The organism is Actinoplanes sp. NPDC019969, from assembly GCF_055562375.1.
On the sequence record NZ_JBVHFK010000011.1, the window covers coordinates 319152 to 335392 of the forward strand.

A 16241-nucleotide genomic window follows, 5' to 3' on the forward strand; every position below is an offset into this window, starting at 1 on the left:
TCGATGTGCTCCTCTACTCCTGGAAAATCGTCTGACCGTGCAGCACCGTGCGCCGGCACACCGGCCGCGCCGGAACCGCGCCGTCCACATCCGGCAGCAGCGCCGGCAGCCCCTCGGCCACCCCGCCCGGGGTCGTCCAGGCGGCGAACGTCGCCGACGCGCCCGGCTTCAGCACCCCCGCCCCCGCGACGCCCGCCGCGCGCCAGCCACCACGGCTGCTCGCCGCGAACGCCGACCGGACCGTCATCCGGAACTTCGGGTTCCGCGGGGCCGCCGCCGCCACCACGACCGCCCACGGGTCCAGCGCCGTGACCGGCGAATCCGACCCGAAGGCCAGCGCCACCCCGGTCGCGTGCATCGCCCCGATCGGGTTGCTGGCCAGGGCCCGGTCGGCGCCGAGCCGCTGCGCGTACATCCGGTCGGTGCCACCCCACAGCGCGTCGAACACCGGCTGCACCGAGGCGATCACCCCGAACTCCACCATCCGCGCGATCATCGCCTTGTCGATCAGCTCGACGTGCTCGATCCGGTGGTTGCCGGACCGCAGCCGGTCCACGCCGACGGTCTTCGCCGCGATCGCGAACCCCTCGAGGACGGTCTCGATCGCGGCGTCGCCGATCGCGTGGAACCCGCCCTGGAAACCCACCCGCACACAGTCGAGCAGATGCTCGGCGGCCTGCTCGGCGGTCAGGAACGCCTCACCGCAGCCGTGGTCGCCGTCCAGGTACGCCTGCCGCACCGACGCCGTCCGGGACCCGAGCGCCCCGTCGGCGTACAGGTCACCGGCCGCCCCGTGGGCGCCCAGCTCCCGGGCCCGGTCGGCGCCGCCCAGCTCCCCCCAGAACCCGAAGACCTGCGGCAGGCCCTGCCCGGACAGCGCCAGCACCGACTGGAAATCGGCCTCGCTGGACGTGCCCGGACCACCGCACTCGTGCACCGCGGCGATGCCCATCGACGCGGCCCGGGACAGGGCGGTCCGCTGCGCCGCCGTCCGCTGCTCCGGCGTCAGCGACCCGAGCGCGACCGCCCGGACCGCGTGATGCGCCTCCTCCCGCACCCAGCCCGACGCGTCGTACCCCGCCACCCCGAGAGCGGCCGGCAGCAGCGACGACGAGGCGAGCGCCGAATGCACCGACGCCTGCGACAGGTACACCCGGCGGCCGCCACCGGCACGTTCCAGCTCGGCGGCGGACGGCGGCGTCTGGTCGGCCCAGGTCGACTCGTCCCAGCCGTGCCCGTGCACCACCCCGCCGGCCGGCCGGGTCGCCGCGAACGCCGCCACCTTCTCGAGCAGCTCACCCGGGGACCGCACCGACGACAGGTCGAGACCGTCGAACGCCAGGCCGGTGTCGGTGGCGTGCAGGTGCGCGTCCACGAACGCGGGCGTCACCAGCGCGCCGTCCAGGTCGACGGTCACGTCCGCGAACGGCGCGTCGGCGGAGTCACCCAGCCAGGCGATCGTGTCGCCGCTGGTGACCATGGCGGTGGCGCGGGGTTCCGCGGCCGAGTAGAAGCGGCCGTTCACGTAACGGACGGAGGGAGTGTTCGTCATGCGGCTCAGTCTGCCGCCAGCCGCGCCTCGAACAACGCCCGCACCGGGGGAACCCGCCGCAGCAGGTCCACCGCGAAGTCCGCGTGCCCGGGCACGAAACCGTTGCCGACCAGCATCGTCACGTCCGCGGCGAGCCCTTCGGCGCCGAGCGCGGCGGCGGAGAAGCTGGTCGCCATCGAGAAGAAGATCACGGTGCCGCCCTCGGCCGTGGCCAGGATCGCCCCGTGCTCGCAGCCGGGCACGTCCACGCACACCACCGTCACGTCGGCGGGCTCCCCGACGGCCTCGCTGACGGCGACCGGGTCCCGGGCGTCGGCGATCGCGATGTGGTCCGCGAGACCGGTCCCGGCCAGCGCGTCCCGCTCCGCTTCACTGACGACCACGGCGGTGGTACGGGCGCCGGCGCGCTTCGCCGCCGCCAGAGTGAGCGACCCGCTCTTCCCCGCCCCGCCGAGCACCGCCACGGTGACCGGACGTCCCGGCTCCACGCCCTCGACGGTCGCCTGCCCCCGCCACCGGTCGTGGCCCCGGATCACCCGGTCGGTCAGCGCCGGCGCCCCGCACACGTCGTAGACGGCCAGGGCCAGCTCCGGCGGCAGATCGTCCGGCAGCACCCCCACCACGGACCGGCCGAACAGGATCGCCGTCCCCTCGGCCGGCACCTGCTCGCTCAGCCCGTCCCACCCGGCCAGCCCGTCGGTGATCCGCAGCGGGGTCAGCGTCAGCGACACCAGCGTGGCCACCCGGTCCCCCGGTTTGACCGGCAACGGCGACTCCGGCCCGACCTCCTCGACCACCCCGATCAGCATCCCGCCGGAACCGGTGACCGGATTGTGCATCTTCCCGCGCGTGGCGACGATGTCGAGGACCTCGGCCCGGATCGCCGCGCCGTCCCCGCCGTGCTTCTCCGACAGCTGCCGGTAACTGGCGGCGTCCAGGTTGAGCCGCTGCACCCGGATCCGCACCTCGTCCGGCCCGATCCACGGGGAGGCGTCCAGCCGCCAGGCCGCCTGCGGCAGCACCCCGGCCGGCTCGAGCACCCGCCGCAACCCTGTTGACCCCGCCATCCGCCGCCTCCGCCCGATAAAACTCTCGTGAACAAGTGCCGTTGTACCGTAAATCCTCCGGCAACCAGCTTTCTAGACCGGAGAATATCCAGTACGTTGATCGGCAGTCCAGAGTCAGGAGGAACCGGTGGCAGAGACGGCAGCGGGACAGCCCTACGAATACCGGCGGCGTGAGCTGGCCGAGCCCGACTGGACCCGGTTCCCCGGCTGGCGCGACGTCACCGCCGCCCAGTGGCAGTCCGCCCAGTGGCAGCGGGTCAACTGCGTCAAGAACGTCCGGCAGCTCCGCGCCGTCCTCGGCGACCTGGTCGACGACACCTTCTACACCGACCTGGAGGCCGACCAGCAGCACTCGGCCACCATGTCGATGCTGATCCCGCCGCAGATGCTCAACACCATGGTCCCGGACGCGACGCCCGACACGGCGTCGTTCACCGCCGACCCGATCCGCAACTACATGCTGCCGATCGCCTCCGACCGGCGCCGCGACTGGCCGTCACACCCCCACTCGGCCCGCGACTCCCTGCACGAGCACGACATGTGGGTCGCCGAGGGCCTCACCCACCGCTACCCCACCAAGGTCCTCGCCGAGCTGCTGTCCACCTGCCCGCAGTACTGCGGCCACTGCACCCGGATGGACCTCGTCGGCAACAGCACCCCCGCCGTCGCCAAGCTCAAACTCGTGCAGAAACCCGTCGACCGGTACGACGCCCACCTCGCCTACCTGAAGGCCCACCCCGGCGTACGGGACGTGGTCGTCTCCGGCGGCGACGTCGCCAACGTGCCGTGGAGACAGCTCGAGGCATACCTGATGGGCCTGCTGTCGGTGCCCACCGTCCGCGACATCCGGCTGGCCACCAAGGCGCTGATGGGCCTGCCCCAGCACTGGCTGCAGGACGACGTCGTCGAAGGCATGCACCGGGTCGCCGTCACTGCCGAACGGCGCGGCGTCAACCTGGCCGTGCACACCCACGTCAACCACGTCAACTCACTGACGCCGCTGGTGGCGCGCGCGGTGCGTACCCTCCTGGAAGTGGGTGTCCGCGACGTCCGCAACCAGGGCGTGCTGATGCGCGGGGTCAACGCCACCGCCGACGACCTGCTCGACCTGTGCTTCGCGCTGCAGGGCGAGGCCGGCATCCTGCCGTACTACTTCTACATGTGCGACATGATCCCCAACGCGGAGCACTGGCGCGTCCCCGTCTGGCACGCCCAGCAGCTGCAGCACGACCTGATGGGCTATCTCCCGGGGTACGCGACCCCGCGCATCGTCTGCGACGTGCCGTTCGTCGGGAAACGGTGGGTGCACATGGTCGCCGACTACGACCGGGAGCACGGCATCTCCTACTGGACCAAGAACTACCGCACGTCCATCGAGGCCGGCGACAGCGAGGCCCTGTCCAAGCTGTACGCCTACTACGACCCGATCGACACCCTGCCCGAGTCGGGCCGGGCCTGGTGGCGCAAGCAGCAGACGGCGTAGCCGGCGGACACGAAGGAGGGCGGGCACCCGGGGGTGGTGCCCGCCCTCACGTTTCCGAGGCTCAGCTCAGGGCGTTCTTCACGTCCCGGCCGGCGTCCTTGACGTGCTCACCGGCCTGCTTGGCGTGCGCCGACGCCTCCTGGGCCTGGCCCTCGGCGTAGAGGCGCTCGTTGTCGGTCGCCTCGCCGATGCCCTGCTTGGTCTTGCCGGTCAGCTCTTCGGCCTTGTTCTTGACCTTGTCGGTGAAGCTCATGGGTCAGACCTCCTCGGCCGATGTCGTTTCTTCCTTGATCAGGTTGTTGCCCGGTCCGGCCGACCCCGAAACCTCACACCCTCCAAGGCATCCTAGGACAATAGGCCAGACCCTTCACCCGCCCGGGCCGTCGTGCGTGACAGCATCGACGGCATGCCGAAGAAGGTCGACCGGATGCAGCGCCGCACCCTGATCGCCGACGCGCTGATGCGGGTCGCCGCCGAGCAGGGTCTCGAAGCGGTCAGCCTGCGGCACGTGGCGGCCGAGGCGGGCGTGTCCGCCGGGATGGTGCAGCACTACTTCCGCACCAAGGACGAGATGATGACGTTCGCGATGGACGTGGTCCGCGAACGCAACCAGGAGCGGGTCACCGCCGCCATCGCCCGGCTGGGTGACCGCCCGGAGCCCCGGGACCTGCTGCACACGCTGATCAGCACGCTGCTGCCGCTGTCCGAGGAGAGCCGCGCCGACGCGAAGGTGGCGATGGCGTTCCTGGCGTACACGGCGGTCCGGCCGGCGGCCTCGGCGGCCCTGCGGGACGAGACGGCCCAGATGACCGACTTCATCGGGAGCCTGTTGCCCGTACCGGAGAAGAAGGTCGAAGCCCGCAGCCTGCTCGCCCTCATGGAGGGCCTCGGGGTCTATCTTCTCGGCGGTCAGTACACCGCCGACGAGGCGCGCGCGGTCCTGTCCACACGGCTGGACGCGCTGTTCCGCAAGCCATGATCTTCCGATTGGCCGTCCCGGCGCCCGGTTCGGATGTGACAGGCTGCCCCGACGATGTCCTCGACCCTGGGAGCGTGACCTGGTGAAGCAGGCGCAGCGACTGAAAGCTGTCCGGTACGACATCCGCGGGCCGGTCCTGCGCCGGGCACAGGAGCTGGAGGCGGCAGGCCACCAGATCATCAAGCTCAACATCGGCAACCCGGCGCCGTGGGGCCTCGCCACGCCCGACCCGATCGTCAACGACGTGGTGCACAACCTGAAGTCGGCGCAGGGGTACAGCGACGCGCGCGGCATCTACTCGGCGCGGGTCGCGGTCGCCCAGAAGTACCAGACCCAGGGCGCCACCGACGTGCAGCCCGAGGACGTGATGCTCGGCAACGGCGTCTCCGAGCTGATCGTGATGACGCTGCAGGCGCTGCTCGACACCGGCGACGAGGTGCTCGTGCCGAGCCCGGACTACCCGCTGTGGACCGGCGCGGTGTCGCTGTGCGGCGGCCGGGCCGTGCACTACCGCTGCGACGAGGCGTCAGGCTGGCAGCCCGACCTGGCCGACCTGGCGTCCCGGATCACCCCGAACACCCGCGCCATGGTGATCATCAACCCGAACAACCCGACCGGCGCGGTGTACTCGCGCGAGGTCCTGGAGGGCATGCTCGGCCTGGCCCGCCGGCACGGGCTGCTGGTCCTCGTCGACGAGATCTACGACCGGATCGTGTTCGACGGCGCGGTGCACCACACGGCGGCCGCGATCGCGCCGGACGTGCCGATGATCAGCATGGGCGGGCTGTCCAAGACGCACCGGGCCGCCGGGTTCCGGTCCGGCTGGCTGGCGCTCACCGGGTTCACCGGCCAGGACACCGACTATCTGGAAGGCCTGCAGCTGCTGGCCAACATGCGGCTGTGCCCGAACGTGCCGGCCCAGCTGGCCATCCAGACCGCGCTCGGCGGCTACCAGAGCATCGACGCGCTGGTCCGGCCCGGCGGCCGCCTCTTCGAACAGCGCGAGCACGCGTGGCGGTCGCTGACGGCGATCCCCGGCGTGGAGTGCTTCAAGCCGGAGGGCGCGCTGTACCTGTTCGCCCGCCTGGACCCGGCCGTCCACAAGATCCGCGACGACGAGCGGATGATCATCGACCTGCTGGAGCAGCAGCATCTGCTGCTGTCGCACGGGACCGGTTTCAACATCGACACCCCGGACCACTTCCGGATGGTGTTCCTGGCCCCGGTCGACGTGCTCGACGAGGCCGTGGGGCGGCTCGGGACCTTCCTGTCCACGTACCGCCAGTAAGCCACCCGCACACCGGCGCCCGAGAACAGGCCGTGGCCGGCTCTCGGGCGCCGCGCGGCGGACAGCTCCCGAAGCGCCCTCGACCGGCAACCCGATAGAGGTCAGAACGGCGCGGGAACTGCCGACTGCTCGGGTATGCCACCGCCTTCCCTCGCTTCCTCAGAACACCCCGCGCCGGCAGGCCATCACTCTCGTTCCGTGACGGGAGCCGACACTCTGCGCATCGGCGTCGTCACCGCCATGCCGCCGGGGCGCAACAGCCTGAACGAGTTCGGCTTTCACCTCGTCAAGCACCTGGTGAACGTGCACGAGACGGCTGAGGTGGTGGTCTACGCCGACGAGACCGGCGCGGGCGCGCCCGCGATGCCCGCGGGCGCCCGGAGCGTGCCCTGCTGGCGTTTCAACGATGTGCGCAACCTGTGGCGCATCGTCGGCGCGGTCCGCGACAGCCGCCCCGACGCGGTGATCTTCAACCTGCAGTTCGCCACCTTCGGCGACCGGCGGATGCCCGGCGGGCTCGGTCTGCTCACCCCCGCGTTGCTGCGGATGTTGCGCGTGCCGTCCCTGGTGATCCTGCACAATCTCGCCGACAACGTCGACATGCGCGACGCGGGCTTCGCCGGCTCGCGGGCGACGGCATGGCTGATGCGTACCGCTGGGCGCTTGCTGACCAGGGCGCTGCTGCGGGCCGACGTCGTGGCGGTCACCATTCCGCGTTATGTCGAGCTGCTGAACGAGCGGTACGGCGCCCGCAACGCCGTCCTGGCTCCGCACGGCAGCTTCGAGGAGCTGGCCGTCCCCTCGTTCGACGTGCCGCCCGGCAAGCGGCGCATCCTCGCGTTCGGCAAGTGGGGCACCTACAAGACCGTCGATGTGCTCATCGACGCCTACCGGGAGCTGCTGCGCCGCGGGCACCGGGACCTCGAGCTGGTGATCGCGGGCTCGGACAGCCCCAACTCCCCGGGCTATCTGCGCGACGTCGCCGAACGCCACGCTGACGTGCCCGGGATCGTGTACACGGGCTACGTCGCCGAGGACGAGGTGCCCGAACTGTTCCGCTCGGCGAGTGTGGTGGCGTTTCCGTACACCTCCACCACGGGCAGCTCCGGCGTCCTGCACCAGGCCGGCGAGTACGGCCGGGCGGTCGCGCTCCCCCGGATCGGCGACTTCGTCGAGATCATCGAGGAGGAGGGCTTCCTCGGCACGTACTTCGAGCCCGGCGACCCGGTCAGCCTGGCCGGCGCGCTCAGCGAGGTCATCTCGGACAACGGCTTGCGGGAGAGCCTCGGACGCCGCAACTTCGCCGCCGCGACGGGAATTCCGATGTCCGAGGTCGTGCAGTGGCATGTCATGCACATCGCCCGGATCCTGGAGGATCGGGCAAGGCGACGGTGAGCGCCACCACCGTCACCGCGACGGGATCACGGCTGGCCCGCGACGGGGTCGTGCTCGCGATCGTCACGATGGCCGCACACGCCGGCAACTATCTGCTCAACCTGGCGTTGGCCCGGCTGCTCCCACCGGCGGAGTTCGCCGACGCGAACCTCGTCGTCACGCTGATGGCGATCACCACCGGGATCGCCCTGGGGCTGCAACTGGTCGCCGCACGGGCGATCGGCCGCTACGAGGTGGCCGGGGACGCCGACAGAGTCGCCTGGCTCACCAGGCGTCTGCACCGACGGTCCTGGGCGGCCGGTCTCGGTGTCGCGGCGCTGTTCATCGCAGGGGCGCCGTACTGGCAGGACCTGCTGCGCACCGAGTCGTTCTGGCCCTTCGTGATCCTGGGCGCCGGCATGCCGTTCTACCTGGTGCTGTCGGTGGGCCGGGGCGTCCTGCAGGGACGGCTCCAGTTTCGCCGGCTGGGCGCGACACTGCTCGCCGAGGTGATCGCGCGGATCGTGGTCACGGTAGCGCTGCTGGAGCTGGGCGGCGGCCCGGCCGCGGCCGCCGCCGGCCTGACCGCGTCCTTCGCCGTCACCTGGTGGATGGTCCGGCGTACCGTCGCCGCGTCACCCGGGCCGGCGCCCGGAGCAGCCGAGAACGCCGAGGTGCGGCGGCATGCCGCGCTGGTGGCGGTCTTCCTGGCCGGGCAGACCCTCATCACCAACGGTGACGTGCTCATCGCCAAGCACTTCCTCGACCCGGTCACCGCGGGCTCCTACTCGGCGGTGTCGCTCCTCGGCCGGGCCGTATTCTTCCTCACCTGGTCGGTCGCGACGGTGGTGTTCCCGGCGGTCGCCCGGCGGCATGCCGCCGGCGAGACCTCGTCCGGGCTCCTCCGCGGCGGCATGCTGAGCGTTCTGGCCATCGGCGCCCTCTGCACCGCCGGCAGCGCGCTGTTCGGCGGGCCGGTCCTCCGGCTGTTCCTCGGCGCGGGCTACCCCGACCTGACCGGGCTGCTGACCACCTATGTCCTGGGGACCACCCTGTTCGCGGTCGCCAACCTGGTCGCCAGTCACCATCTCGCGACCGGTCGATCGGCCGAGTCGTGGGCGCTCTTCGCCGGTTCGCTGATTCAGATCGCCCTGATGCTCAAGTGGCACCAGGGTGCTGCCGATCTCGTGAACGCACAGACCGCGGCGAAAGCCGGGCTGCTCCTGCTGGTGGCGGTCTGCCCGCTGCTCGTCCCCTCCCCCCGCGAACCATTGACGGAAGGTACCGCCGCGCGATGACGACAAACCATGCCTACACGGCCTACCGGACCTGGGCGGCCGAAGAGATCCGCGACCAGCCCCGGATCTCCGTCGTGATCCCCGCGTACAACGAGGAGGAACGGATCATCCCGACGATCGGGGCGATCGCCACCTACATGTCCGCCCGGGGAGAGCCCTGGGAGCTGATCGTGGCCGACGACGGCTCGACCGACTCCACCGTCCAGCTCCTGCAGACGATGCGGCTGGCGAACATGCGCGTGCTGACCACCGGGAGCAACGGTGGCAAGGGAAGCGCGGTCCGCCGGGGCGTACTGGCCGCGCGCGGCGAGATCGTCCTGTTCGCCGACGCCGACCAGTCGACGCCGATCGAGCAGTTCGACGAGCTGCTGTCCAGGATCACCGAGGGGGGCTACGACATCGTCGTCGGCTCCCGCCACGCCCATGGATCCATGGTGTCGAAGAAGAGCCTGGTACGCCGCCTCCTCAGCGGTGGCCTGCGCATCGTGGTCAGAACCCTCGGCGGGCTGCGGATCTCCGACACCCAATGCGGATTCAAGATCTTCACCGCGGACTCCGCGCGCAGCCTGTTCAGCCGGCAGATCATCGACGGCTTCTCCTTCGATCTGGAGGTGCTGTACCTGGCGAACAAGTCCCGGATGAAGGTGGCCGAGGTCCCGGTGGAGTGGATCGACGCTCCCGGCTCCACGGTGCGGCCGCTGAAGGTCACCCTGCAATTCCTGCACGAGCTGCTCCGGATCCGGGTGAACGATCACCGGGGCCGCTACACCACCCACCGTCCCGCCGCCGGCATCGTGTCGGCCCGGTCCCACTGAAACCACCAGGAGAATTCTGATGCAGATCAACGGCGAGCGTCACGACAACGGCCACCACGTCTTCGTCGGCGGCCGGTTCGACGCCCACGAGACCGCCGGGTTCCAGCGCTACCTCGAGGACCTGCTGACCGCGGGCAGCCGGCGGATCCGGATCGACCTGTCCCAGGTCAACTTCATCGACTCGACCGCCCTCGCCGCGCTCCTGCAGGCGTCCCGCACGGCGGCCGGCTTCGGTGTCGCCTTCGTGCTGGCGAACCTCTCGGACCCGGTCCGGGTGATCTTCGAGCTGACCGCCCTGGACCAGGCGTTCACCATCGAGGGAGCATCGGTCGGCGGATTGGCCGGCCAGGTCGCATGACGAGGCGCCTGACATCCGTTTCGGAGGCGGTCGACGCGTTGCTGACCGCCACCTCAGCAGCGCCTCTCGCGGCTTCACCGCCTGCCGTCTCGGCCGCCGGCCATCTTCTCAGGATGGCGGATCTGTACGAGGACGCACAGAACGAGCTGACCGACGCCCTGGTCGCGGCGCACGACCGCCTGCTGGCGATGTACGAGCTGACCAGGGCCCAGGCGGACAGCCGCGACCATGCCGAGGCGTGCCGGCGGACGGCGACGGCGATCCTGCGGAGCACCGAGTGCGAGGCAGGCATTCTCGTCGGTCCCGCCTTCTGCTACAGCGCCGGCGACCCGGCGCACCGGTCCCGGTTGTTCGGTCTGGCCCGGCGCGCGCTGCGCCGGGGGGTGTCGGAGCCGGAGATCCTGGTGGGAACGCCCACACCGACGATCATCGCGCCGGTGCCGGGCATCACCCAGGCCCTGGTGCTGGTGCTGACCCGAACCACGGGACCCGCTTTCGACACCGGTGACGTGAAACTGCTCAGCGCGGTCACCTCGGTGATCGCCGGCCTGATCAATCTCACCCAGTCGCACCAGCGGGACGTCGAACGGGCGCAGCTGGAGCAGGAGCACAAGGCCGCCTCGGAGCTCGCGCAGGCGGTGCTCTCGGCGGAACCCCCGGCCGTCCCGGGCGCCCACGTGTACGCCCGCAGTGTGCCGGCACATCTCGCCGGCGGTGACTTCTTCGCTTTCGTTCCCCGGGCCGGCGCTCTGTGGTTCGCCGTCGGGGATGTAGCCGGAAAGGGACTTCCCGCAGCGATGATCATGACTCGAGCCGTGACATCGATCCGCAACGCGTGCGCCTCCGGCGATCACCACGATCCGGGAGCGGTCGTCAACCGGGTCAACGAGGAGCTGTACGACTACCTGCTCAACGCCGGGCGCTTCATCACCATGGCGGTCGGCCGGTACCAGCCGGGTGACGGATACATCGACATCTGCAACGCCGGCCACAGCCCTCTGGCCCGGGCCGACGCGGCAGGCGTCACGATGATCAAGCCGAACACCCTGCCGATCGGTGCGCTGGCGCATCCCGCGGCCACCTCGATCCGGATGCCCTTCCTCTCCGGCGACCTGCTGGTCCTCGGCTCGGACGGGCTCGCCGAACAGCAGAACCGCGACGGTCAGCTCTTCGGCTACGACCGGTTCCTGGACGCGGTGGGCCAGGCGCACCGGTCGCTGTCCTTCGGCCGTCGTGCCGACGACGCTCCCCAGCACGTCGCCCAGCGTCTCTTCGCGGAGGTGGCCCTGCACGCCGAGGGCACCCAGCCCGACGACGACCGCACGGTGGTGGTGCTGTACAGCGCGGAGACGGCGCCGTGACCGGGGAGCCGAAGCTCGCGGAGCTGGTGCTGCCGGCCGATCACGTCAGTCTGCGCGATCTCGGCCCGTGGCTCGCCGCCCTGATCGGTCCCGCCCTGCCCGGGGACACGCCCAAGCTGGTCAGCCGGATCGAACTGGCGGTGCACGAGGTCTGCGTCAACGTCGTGGACCACTCCTACCGCGGTGACGGCGGGCAGATGACCCTCGCCGGCCATGTCGACGCGGACACCGTGCACCTGTGCATCACCGACCGCGGCGCGCCGTTCGAGCGGGCATCGGTGGTCGCGCCGCAGCCGGGTGTGCCGCAGATCCGCGGATACGGCCTGATGATCGTGGACCAGCTGGCCGACGGCGTGGAGTTCCGCCGCGACGGCGAGGTCAATGTCTGTGAGCTCCGCTTCCGGCGACGCCCCGCGGAGAGCACCCGATGACGATGAGAGCAGAGCAGCAGACGATGAACATCCTCGAACAGGCGGACAGGTCGAACGGCACCGCCACCCTGACCGTGAGCGGCAGGCTCGACTCGATCGGGGCCGCCGAACTGCGCCGCGCCGTCGACCATCTGGTCAGCCGGCGCTGCCACGGTCTGACCATCGACCTCACCGGCGTCGCGTTCATGGACAGCGCCGGCCTGGCCACTGTCGTGCAGGCGCACCGCAGCATGCAGTTCTCCGGCGGGCAGCTGGTCGTGGTGCGACCCGCGGAGGAGAACGCGAACCGCGTCTTCCAGCTCACCCAGTTCGACAAGATGCTGACGATGCGCGGCACCGCGGTGGAGCGGTGATCCGGTGACCACACCTCAGGAACAGGTTCTCGTGGTCGAGGACGACGTCGTCTCCCGCATGATCCTGTGCCGGATGCTGCAGCAGATGGGCTACCACGCCGTGGCGGCGACGTCCGTCCAGACCGCCTTCGAGCTCGCCGCGACGATGGACTTCCGCCTGGTCATCTCCGATTTCCGGCTGCCGGACGGCACCGGCCTGGACATCCTGGATCAATGGTCCTCCCTTGCCCGCAGCTCGGCGCCGTTCATCCTGGTGACGAGCGTGGGCACCGCGGTGGTGGAGGACGAGGGGCGGCACCGGGTGGACGGGTATCTCACCAAGCCGATGCACTCGCGCGAGCTGCAGGCGTGTGTCCGGCGGGTGTGCGAGGGCGGGAACGCCGGCCCGTCCGGTGAGACGCCGTGACCACCGTCGCGAACGCCGTGGCCGTTCTGCTGGTCCTCGGCTACGCGCTGCTGGTCCTGCGCCTGGTACGGCCCGAGAGACACGCCGTGGCGGTCTGCGCGACAGCGGTGGCCGGTTGGGCGGGCCTGGCGGCGGCGCCGCTGGCCGTCGTGGCCGCGCTGGCCGGCAACCCGGTCGTCGCCGGGTCGCTGGGCGTCGCGGCGCTGCTGCAACTGGTCTGGATGATCCGGGCGGTGGCCTGGCGGCTCTCCCCCGCGGCACCGCCGTCCGGCGATGGGCTCCGGCTGGTGTCGGCGAACGTGCTGAACGCCAACACCCGGATGAACGAGCTGGCGGCCGAGCTCCTGACCCTCGACGCGGACGTGCTGTGCCTGCAGGAGGTCACCGCGGAGCACGCGCTGGTGCTGCGCAGCTCCGGGCTGCTCACGGCTTACCCGTATGCGATCGTCGACCCGGATCCGGGGTTCCACGGCTCGGCGATCCTGTCCCGGCTGCCGCTGACCGGCATGGCGGCCGAGGACGTCGGCGGCTTCCCGATGACACGCGCCGACCTCTCGCTGGGCGGTGAGCCCGTCCGGGTCGTCAACGTGCACACCGCGGCCCCGCTGGACCCCGAACACGTTGCGGCCTGGCGGCGGCAGATGCTCGCCCTCACCGGCTTCCCGGCGCCACCCGGCGGGACCCTGATCATGGCCGGCGACTTCAACGCCACCCTGGACCACCGGTCGATGGCGCGGCTGCTCGGTCACGGGCTGCGCGACGCCTTCGAGGAAGCCGGCACCGGGCTGGGCGCCACCTGGCCCCGATGGCGATGGCCGATGCCCGCCCTGCTCCGCCTCGATCATGTGCTCGTCTCAGGTCCCCTGCGCGCGGTAGCGGCCTCCGTCGCCGACAGCGCGGGCAGTGACCACCGCCGGCTCATCGTCGATCTGCAGCCCGCGGCCGGTTCCATCACGTTCGACAGTGGCGTACTTCACATGCACTCAGCCCGCTGATCGTCCTGCCGAGTAGAGGCGTCAACCAACCTGCCGGCAGGCCCCTGGCACCAGACGGAGTCACCATGGTCCCCAATGCTCTGACGAGCGGCGCCCCGCGCATCCTCCCGAGACTCTCCACTGCCGTGGCGGGTGTGCGAATGGGAGGCGCCCTGGTTCTGCTCAGCAGCCTCGTCGTGGTGTCTCCGGCCTCGGCCGCCGTCGCCGTCCCCACCGCGCCCTCCCACGTGACCGCCGGGCGGTCCGCCCAGGACGTCCGCGACTTCACCGTCTCCTGGTCCGCCGGCACCGGCCCGATCACCGAATACGCGGTGATCGTGTTCGTCGACGGCAGACGGACCCAGCGCACCGTGCCCGCCGCCACCCGGCAGGTCCTCGTCCAGGGCAGCTCTCTGCAGAGCATCTACCAGGTGCACGTCGCCGCGCTGAACGCCGAGAAGAAGGGCGCCGTCTCGGAGCAGATCACCGTCAACCCGGTGCTGCCGGGTCCGCCGGTGGACCTGGACGGCTCGGTCAGCACCGACGGATCCGGCATCACCGCGCGATGGGCCCCGCCGCAGCGGTCCGGCCTGAACCCGGTCCTGCGATACACGGTGACCTTCACCGACACGGTGACCAGGCGCGGCTACAGCTATGCCACCACCGAGACCCGGCTCGACGCGCCGGTGGACGCCGGCCGGATCTACGAGGTGAGCGTCAGCGCGGTGACCCGCAACGGCGCGAGCATCCCGGAGACCACGCACCTGGGCGGCGCCGGCGCGTCGGCGCCACGGTGGTTCACCGCGGTACGCGACAACGACGCCCCCGGACAGATCGTGCTCAACTGGTCGGTCCCGTCCTGGGCCGGCGACGACGACGTCATCACCGGCTACGAGATCGGCTCGGGCGCCGGCACGGTGACCGCCTGGACGCCGGTCGGCGACGCGCTCACCGCCACCGCGCCCCTGAGCACCTCGGCATCCGGGGTGTACTCGGTCCGTGCGCTCACCGCGCGGGGCGCCTCGCTGATGGCCGACCCCGTCCCGGTCGAGACCGCGGTGAAGTCGCTCTTCGTCAACGACGTCTACCCGATCGCCGCGAGTTCCTCGGGCAGCGACGTGACCCTTCGGTTCTCCGACGGCAGCCGGGCGATCGAGTACCCGTGGCTCTCGATCTCGCTGCTGCCCACGGACGGGTGGACCTACCGGGACCAGGCCCTGCTCGCCGACAACACCAAGAGCACGGTCTCCTTCGACGACGTGCCCAGCGGCCGCTACCGGGTCATGGTGGTCGGATACTCCCTGAGGAACCTATTCACCAGTGGTCAGACGCTGTTCAACGAGGAGATCATCGTCAATGATCTCTCGGACACGATGAACGCCACCGAGGCGTCGTTCAGCGACGGGAACTCGATGTGGCACGGGATCTACCCCCCGGTGAGCCTGCCATCGGTCGTGATGACCGAGCAGATGTCCTACGACGGGTCGGCCGCCATGGCGGTGACCGCGAAGGCCAACAGCGTCGGCCGGAACATCACCGCGGGAGCCGGCCCGGCCCGGGCGGTCCCGGTCAGCGCGGGCAAGCAACTGGTGGTCTCGGCGCAGGGCTTCGCCACCACCCGGCCGACCCAGTGGAACCTCGGCATCTCCTGGTGGGACGGCAGCGGACGGCAGATCGCCCTGTCCCGGACGCTACGGCTGCGCAACGTCCAGGGTTCGTGGAAGACCTCCGGCGGCACCTTCATCGCCCCGCCCGGCGCCGTGGCCGCCAGCGCCTTCGTCGAGATCGGCGAGTTGCTGCGCGGACAGACCTTCTACATCGACGACATCGCGCTGCGCAGCTACGTCCCGGCTCAGCAGGTCCAGACAGCCACCGACTGGACCACGGTCCGCGGCGAGACCCAGCTGATCGGGGGCACGGTGTCGATGACGGGGGAGGGCGCCACCGAGGTGCTGGACCCGACCACACCGGGCGCGGACATCAGTGTCAACACGCAGGCGCAACTGCTCTCCGGTTCGGCCTACGGCATCGCGGTACGCGCGACCAGCTCCGGCTCCGGAACGAACGCGTACCTGGTGCAGGTGCACAGGTCAGCCGGCGCGCACACGATGTACCTGCGGCAGGTGGTGGGCGGCACGGCCTGCGCGACGCCCCTGGCGAGCGCTGCTCTTCCCCGTTCCTTCGATGCCGCGGTTCCGCACCGGGTCACCGTCCGGGCCGCCGGGAACGCGCTCGGCGTCCTCCTCGCCGGCAAGCAGGTTCTCACCGTCAGCAGCCTCTCGAGTGCGGTCGCCGCCAAGAAGTGCGGAACGGCGCCGACCGGCACCGGCGTCGGCCTGACCAAGGCCGCGGACGCCTCCGCCGAGTTCACCGCGGTGGTCCTCAACCGCGCCTGACCCGGGGCTCGGCGAGCGTACGGCGCCGTCATCGCCGGGCGTACGCTCAGGACCCGCCGTCACCGTCCGACAGGTGGAGTATGGGAACGGCCGGCTCCACAGGGTG

At 70.9% G+C, this 16241-nt stretch carries 16 protein-coding genes; 13 read left to right on the forward strand and 3 right to left on the reverse strand.

What is annotated here, in order from left to right:
• Nucleotides 1-13: 13 nt before the first annotated feature.
• Both ACZ3II_RS31235 and kdd read right to left on the reverse strand, forming a co-directional pair.
• Nucleotides 14-1552 (reverse strand): amidohydrolase, encoded by a 1539-nt coding sequence (locus ACZ3II_RS31235; RefSeq protein ID WP_465521970.1) that lies wholly within the window; start codon nt 1550-1552, stop codon nt 14-16.
• 5 nt (nt 1553-1557) lie between these two features.
• Nucleotides 1558-2619 carry an L-erythro-3,5-diaminohexanoate dehydrogenase gene (gene kdd, locus ACZ3II_RS31240; protein WP_465521972.1) on the reverse strand — a complete coding sequence of 354 codons (1062 nt, stop codon included), beginning with the start codon at nt 2617-2619 and terminating at the stop codon, nt 1558-1560.
• 127 nt (nt 2620-2746) lie between these two features.
• On the opposite strand from kdd, the gene ACZ3II_RS31245 reads away from it, so the two are divergent.
• On the forward strand, nt 2747-4102 hold the full coding sequence (locus ACZ3II_RS31245) for a KamA family radical SAM protein (RefSeq protein ID WP_465521974.1): 1356 nt from the start codon (nt 2747-2749) through the stop codon (nt 4100-4102).
• A gap of 61 nt (nt 4103-4163) precedes the next feature.
• Here ACZ3II_RS31245 and ACZ3II_RS31250 read toward each other — a convergent pair whose 3' ends face one another.
• Nucleotides 4164-4355 (reverse strand): CsbD family protein, encoded by a 192-nt coding sequence (locus ACZ3II_RS31250; protein WP_465521976.1) that lies wholly within the window; start codon nt 4353-4355, stop codon nt 4164-4166.
• Between the two features lie 153 nt (nt 4356-4508).
• Between ACZ3II_RS31250 and ACZ3II_RS31255 the strand changes: the two genes are divergently transcribed.
• The 12 genes from ACZ3II_RS31255 (at nt 4509) to ACZ3II_RS31310 (ending at nt 16135) form a co-directional block, all read left to right on the forward strand.
• Nucleotides 4509-5081, forward strand: a complete 573-nt coding sequence (locus ACZ3II_RS31255) for a TetR/AcrR family transcriptional regulator (protein ID WP_465521978.1) — start codon at nt 4509-4511, stop codon at nt 5079-5081.
• Between the two features lie 82 nt (nt 5082-5163).
• Nucleotides 5164-6369: a pyridoxal phosphate-dependent aminotransferase gene (locus tag ACZ3II_RS31260; protein WP_465521980.1), complete on the forward strand. Its 1206-nt coding sequence runs from the start codon at nt 5164-5166 to the stop codon at nt 6367-6369.
• 198 nt (nt 6370-6567) lie between these two features.
• A complete protein-coding gene (locus tag ACZ3II_RS31265) occupies nt 6568-7764 on the forward strand; it encodes a glycosyltransferase (protein ID WP_465521982.1) in 1197 nt (398 codons plus the stop codon).
• On the forward strand, nt 7761-9041 hold the full coding sequence (locus tag ACZ3II_RS31270) for an oligosaccharide flippase family protein (protein ID WP_465521984.1): 1281 nt from the start codon (nt 7761-7763) through the stop codon (nt 9039-9041). Before ACZ3II_RS31265 ends, ACZ3II_RS31270 begins: the two co-directional genes overlap by 4 nt.
• Entirely contained in the window at nt 9038-9856 is an 819-nt protein-coding gene (locus ACZ3II_RS31275) for a dolichyl-phosphate beta-glucosyltransferase (RefSeq protein WP_465521986.1), read from the forward strand. Before ACZ3II_RS31270 ends, ACZ3II_RS31275 begins: the two co-directional genes overlap by 4 nt.
• Nucleotides 9857-9875: 19 nt before the next feature.
• On the forward strand, nt 9876-10214 hold the full coding sequence (locus ACZ3II_RS31280; protein WP_465521988.1) for an STAS domain-containing protein: 339 nt from the start codon (nt 9876-9878) through the stop codon (nt 10212-10214).
• A 113-nt stretch (nt 10215-10327) separates the two neighbouring features.
• Nucleotides 10328-11575, forward strand: coding sequence for a PP2C family protein-serine/threonine phosphatase (locus ACZ3II_RS31285; protein WP_465521990.1), 1248 nt, complete (start codon nt 10328-10330; stop codon nt 11573-11575).
• On the forward strand, nt 11572-12006 hold the full coding sequence (locus ACZ3II_RS31290; RefSeq protein WP_465521992.1) for an ATP-binding protein: 435 nt from the start codon (nt 11572-11574) through the stop codon (nt 12004-12006). The genes ACZ3II_RS31285 and ACZ3II_RS31290 overlap by 4 nt, the downstream gene beginning before the upstream one ends.
• Nucleotides 12003-12359 carry an STAS domain-containing protein gene (locus ACZ3II_RS31295; RefSeq protein WP_465521994.1) on the forward strand — a complete coding sequence of 119 codons (357 nt, stop codon included), beginning with the start codon at nt 12003-12005 and terminating at the stop codon, nt 12357-12359. The genes ACZ3II_RS31290 and ACZ3II_RS31295 overlap by 4 nt, the downstream gene beginning before the upstream one ends.
• Nucleotides 12360-12363: 4 nt before the next feature.
• Nucleotides 12364-12765 (forward strand): response regulator, encoded by a 402-nt coding sequence (locus ACZ3II_RS31300; protein WP_465521996.1) that lies wholly within the window; start codon nt 12364-12366, stop codon nt 12763-12765.
• Nucleotides 12762-13760 carry an endonuclease/exonuclease/phosphatase family protein gene (locus tag ACZ3II_RS31305; RefSeq protein ID WP_465521998.1) on the forward strand — a complete coding sequence of 333 codons (999 nt, stop codon included), beginning with the start codon at nt 12762-12764 and terminating at the stop codon, nt 13758-13760. The genes ACZ3II_RS31300 and ACZ3II_RS31305 overlap by 4 nt, the downstream gene beginning before the upstream one ends.
• A gap of 140 nt (nt 13761-13900) precedes the next feature.
• Nucleotides 13901-16135 (forward strand): fibronectin type III domain-containing protein, encoded by a 2235-nt coding sequence (locus tag ACZ3II_RS31310; RefSeq protein ID WP_465522000.1) that lies wholly within the window; start codon nt 13901-13903, stop codon nt 16133-16135.
• Nucleotides 16136-16241: the final 106 nt, after the last annotated feature.

Bases quoted from the DNA above. Each gene is read 5' to 3' on its own strand.
- kdd (WP_465521972.1), bottom strand. From the start codon at position 2,619: ATGGCGGGGTCAACAGGGTTGCGGCGGGTGCTCGAGCCGGCCGGGGTG.
- ACZ3II_RS31250 (WP_465521976.1), bottom strand. From the start codon at position 4,355: ATGAGCTTCACCGACAAGGTCAAGAACAAGGCCGAAGAGCTGACCGGC.
- ACZ3II_RS31255 (WP_465521978.1), top strand. From the start codon at position 4,509: ATGCCGAAGAAGGTCGACCGGATGCAGCGCCGCACCCTGATCGCCGAC.
- ACZ3II_RS31280 (WP_465521988.1), top strand. From the start codon at position 9,876: ATGCAGATCAACGGCGAGCGTCACGACAACGGCCACCACGTCTTCGTC.
- ACZ3II_RS31295 (WP_465521994.1), top strand. From the start codon at position 12,003: ATGACGATGAGAGCAGAGCAGCAGACGATGAACATCCTCGAACAGGCG.
- ACZ3II_RS31285 (WP_465521990.1), top strand. From the start codon at position 10,328: ATGGCGGATCTGTACGAGGACGCACAGAACGAGCTGACCGACGCCCTG.
- ACZ3II_RS31275 (WP_465521986.1), top strand. From the start codon at position 9,038: ATGACGACAAACCATGCCTACACGGCCTACCGGACCTGGGCGGCCGAA.
- ACZ3II_RS31235 (WP_465521970.1), bottom strand. From the start codon at position 1,552: ATGACGAACACTCCCTCCGTCCGTTACGTGAACGGCCGCTTCTACTCG.
- ACZ3II_RS31310 (WP_465522000.1), top strand. From the start codon at position 13,901: ATGGGAGGCGCCCTGGTTCTGCTCAGCAGCCTCGTCGTGGTGTCTCCG.